Annotated in this window: 4 protein-coding genes; 2 read left to right on the top strand and 2 right to left on the bottom strand. The window is 35.3% G+C overall.

Annotated features, from left to right (window positions below; genetic code table 11):
- The first annotated feature begins 170 nt into the window (after positions 1-170).
- Positions 171-758 carry a hypothetical protein gene (locus tag Q0954_RS33320; protein WP_299466193.1) on the top strand — a complete coding sequence of 196 codons (588 nt, stop codon included), beginning with the start codon at positions 171-173 and terminating at the stop codon, positions 756-758.
- A gap of 80 nt (positions 759-838) precedes the next feature.
- Here the strand turns inward: Q0954_RS33320 and Q0954_RS33315 are convergent, their stop codons facing one another.
- A complete protein-coding gene (locus tag Q0954_RS33315; RefSeq protein WP_045114251.1) occupies positions 839-1,231 on the bottom strand; it encodes a DUF1987 domain-containing protein in 393 nt (130 codons plus the stop codon).
- 909 nt (positions 1,232-2,140) lie between these two features.
- Between Q0954_RS33315 and Q0954_RS33310 the strand changes: the two genes are divergently transcribed.
- A complete protein-coding gene (locus Q0954_RS33310) occupies positions 2,141-2,629 on the top strand; it encodes an MOSC domain-containing protein (protein ID WP_299466187.1) in 489 nt (162 codons plus the stop codon).
- Between the two features lie 317 nt (positions 2,630-2,946).
- Here the strand turns inward: Q0954_RS33310 and Q0954_RS33305 are convergent, their stop codons facing one another.
- Positions 2,947-3,285 carry a hypothetical protein gene (locus tag Q0954_RS33305; RefSeq protein ID WP_299466184.1) on the bottom strand — a complete coding sequence of 113 codons (339 nt, stop codon included), beginning with the start codon at positions 3,283-3,285 and terminating at the stop codon, positions 2,947-2,949.
- Positions 3,286-3,398: the final 113 nt, after the last annotated feature.

Here is a 3,398-nt window from a genome sequence, read left to right as displayed (position 1 = left end):
TGCCGCGTTTTTTGACCTCGCCTGACCAAAAAATATTTCCTTAAACTATAGAACTTTATTTTTGCATCGTTCCTTAGAAAATACTGAAGCAAAAAATAATAAAGTTAATAAAATAAATATACTACATGAAAACATTCACTGGTACCTTATTTTTTTTACTATACATAACAATGGCAACCGTTGTTCACGCCCAAAAACTAAAAAAGACCAAGGTCAATGACAATATCACCATCAAGCTTCCAGAAAACTTTATAGTCATGAGTGACCGCGAATACCAACAAGAGTTTGCGGGCTACCGCAAACCCATTGCTATGTATAGAAGCAATGTAGGCAAAGCTACTTTTGGCATCAACACTGCACTTACTCACGCTCCGGCGGGTACCCGTCAAACGTTTGTGGATAGCAAGGGGAAAATGCGTAAACATCAGGCAGAGTGGAGCCTCAACGACCTGAAAATGATGAAGAGTTTGTATAAATCAACTATATTAAGGCTGCACGATGGAGTACGTTTTAAACAAGATAAGATACAAACCATCAGAAAACGTAATTTTGTTGTATTTGAATTTGTGGGGGTAGTAAAAGCAGAAAAAAAGAAGTTGGTAGGCAAAGCTAAAGGAATATTACGTCAATACTCATACCTGATGTACACAGTCAAAGAGGGTAAAATTTATATATTCAACTTCTCTTGTCCAGCAAAGGAATTAAGGGAATGGAAAAGCAGTGTTTATAAAATGATGAAATCAATCAGGGTCAAGTAAGTAACCTGTGGTATATTAACTCAATGCCTCCTGTTTCTATACAATAAGCATCGTTTGCAGATGTATGAACGATGCTTTGGCTACAACACTTCTTTGACCACTACCGACTCCAGGTTGAGTTGGGGTACCAAGCTACGAAACATGTGAATAGTTTCGCGCATGTCAACGTCTCCTTCTTCATAATACCACTTTACCATTACCAAATGGTTGGCCATAGCCAATTGCTCAAGCCGCTTTAATATTTTGATAAAAAAGCCAGAAGCATCTGTAGTAAAGTAAACAACTTTAATGAACACCTTGGTATTTTTTGCTTTAGGTGCTCGCACATAATCATCAATCCATTCTAACAATGGAGTATAAAATTCATAGCTGTTTTGAACTAACGAGTTGCCTGTAATTTTTAGCTCACCGGTATCATAATTGAAATTGATTTCGGGAGATTTATTGGTTTGTTTAATAAAAATGGATTTCATAGTTACCTTTAGCATTTCAAGCATAAAGTTAAAGGAAGAATAAAAGACAGTTGAAACAATTAATATTAGTACCTCAACCACTAAGTACCTGGTCCACTCTTTCAGCGAATTTAGCCCCTTGATTTTACTTCAAAAAGCGAATGATGTACGATTTTGAAAGTGCATCAACCACCAAAATTCATCCAAAATGATAGTGCATTTACTTAGAGGATGAGGTATTAGAGATTTACACGACTATCTGTGTATGATAACAAAAGGTGATTTTCACCAAAAGTTTGTTTACTAGTAAAACACTAATTTAGTAAAATTGGTCTACAATGTAATAATACAATTTAACAAAAATACCTTAATCAGCTCTAAAATAGTACTATATTTTATAAAAAAAATCAGCTGTTTATCTTATTACCTGAGGTATCATTCCTAAAAAACAAAACTACTTATACAAACAAAACACCTTGTTAATCAGCAACTAAAAGAGTCAATTAATAATTTGTCAGGCAGCTGTTTGTACAGAAATGCATTCATAACAATCCAGTTTATATAGTATAGTTTATTTTGGTATGACTGCTTTATATTTATACACAGTTTTGAGTAGTATAAACCCTATAAAGTACCTCAAAAAAACTTTGAGTGTATAAGTGTCTATAACTAAACTTCAATGAAACAAAATTGCACGCCATATCCAAATCATAGCCTCCTGAAACACTACATTTGTAAATTTAATAAGTTTAACAAAAAAAATGGCTAAAAAACCTAGCATTTTTACATTTTATATAAGTAATATTACTTATACTGTATTACTTGCACCCCTTTACTTGTTAATTAGTTGTTAGTTTTTACCAAATTAAAACCCTTTCTTACTTGATTTTTACTTTTATAACCATGGTACAACAATCTAAAAGTTCAATCATGAGTGATTTGATAAACAAATTTGCTCAAAAAGGAGTAGTCCAGTGGATAGGTTTACGTCCAGAAAAAAAACAACCTCTTACCAGTGTAAAATCGGTGGAAGCATCGCTGACAAAAGGGCTTGTGGGTGACCATTTTGCTGGTGCTTACTCTAACAAAAGACAAGTCACGCTTATTCAAGCCGAACATTTACAAACCATAGCCTCTCTCATGGGAGTAGATGTTATAGACCCTGGGCTTACCAGGCGCAATATTGTGGTGCAGGGAATTAACTTACTGGCATTGAAAGAAAAGCAGTTTAAAATTGGAGAAGTAATACTGGAAACTACTGGCGCTTGCCAGCCTTGTTCACGGATGGAAACCAACCTGGGCACAGGTGGCTATAATGCTATGCGGGGACACGGAGGAATTACGGCGAAAGTAATACAGGCTGGCTTGATACACATAGGCGATGAGGTAGAAGTTTTAGCAACAGTGATAAAAAGTTAGGTTCTTATAAAGAATTGGGCTGAAGGGTTATTGTATGCTCATGTTTGCTCTTCACTAGGGCAACCATTCCGATAAATCGAAAACTTCCATTGCATTACAGCAAGGGATTGCCCCTACACTTACCATTTTAATTTATACATAAATACCTGTATATCAGAGATTTTAAAAACTTCGTACACTCCTAAAATGTATCCGCAGGATGCTTAATAAGAGCCAAAGCCTTAACTACTGAAAGCTTTCAAAGCAGATACCGAATCTGGCAGCTTTACTCTGGCATTGCATTACAAGGTGAACCTAGGCCTTATGGATGCTTCTGATTACCCCTCTAATGCCTGTATTAACTCTGTCAATGTGGTGCAGGCAACCAAATTGGTTTTTAAAGCTTCCAAATTGGTGTAATATTGTTGATAAATGGTTCCTTCCTTTAGCTGAAAAGTATTTTTATTGACCACCTCCAGCAAACGGGTAGTAATAAATGCCTGTATGCTCTCTAATATTTTTTGTCGTGTTACTTCTATATCTTCTTCGGTGGCTTGTTGTATTATTTGCTGCCACTCCCCTATTTTGGCTTGCCACTCGCTTTGCACTGATACTTTGGGTTGTTTGGCTTGCGCAAAATTTTGTTGCAACATCCTTTGCAGTTCTTTTTTATTCATCAAATTATTGAGCTTGTTTTATATCTTTTTATTATATTAAGTTGTAATTATTTCAATGTATTTAAGTCGTTTATTTTCAGTACTTTATTGCTATCTGATTTTGCAAAAGGTCT

It is taken from the genome of uncultured Microscilla sp. (assembly GCF_947493425.1).
Taxonomy (GTDB): domain Bacteria; phylum Bacteroidota; class Bacteroidia; order Cytophagales; family Microscillaceae; genus Microscilla.
Note: the sequence above shows the minus strand (reverse complement) of the source record. Positions and strands in the feature narration are given on the sequence as shown.

Coding starts and splice junctions, on each gene's coding strand:
- Q0954_RS33310 (WP_299466187.1), top strand. CDS start 2,141: ATGAGTGATTTGATAAACAAATTTGCTCAAAAAGGAGTAGTCCAGTGG.
- Q0954_RS33320 (WP_299466193.1), top strand. CDS start 171: ATGGCAACCGTTGTTCACGCCCAAAAACTAAAAAAGACCAAGGTCAAT.
- Q0954_RS33305 (WP_299466184.1), bottom strand. CDS start 3,285: ATGAATAAAAAAGAACTGCAAAGGATGTTGCAACAAAATTTTGCGCAA.
- Q0954_RS33315 (WP_045114251.1), bottom strand. CDS start 1,231: ATGAAATCCATTTTTATTAAACAAACCAATAAATCTCCCGAAATCAAT.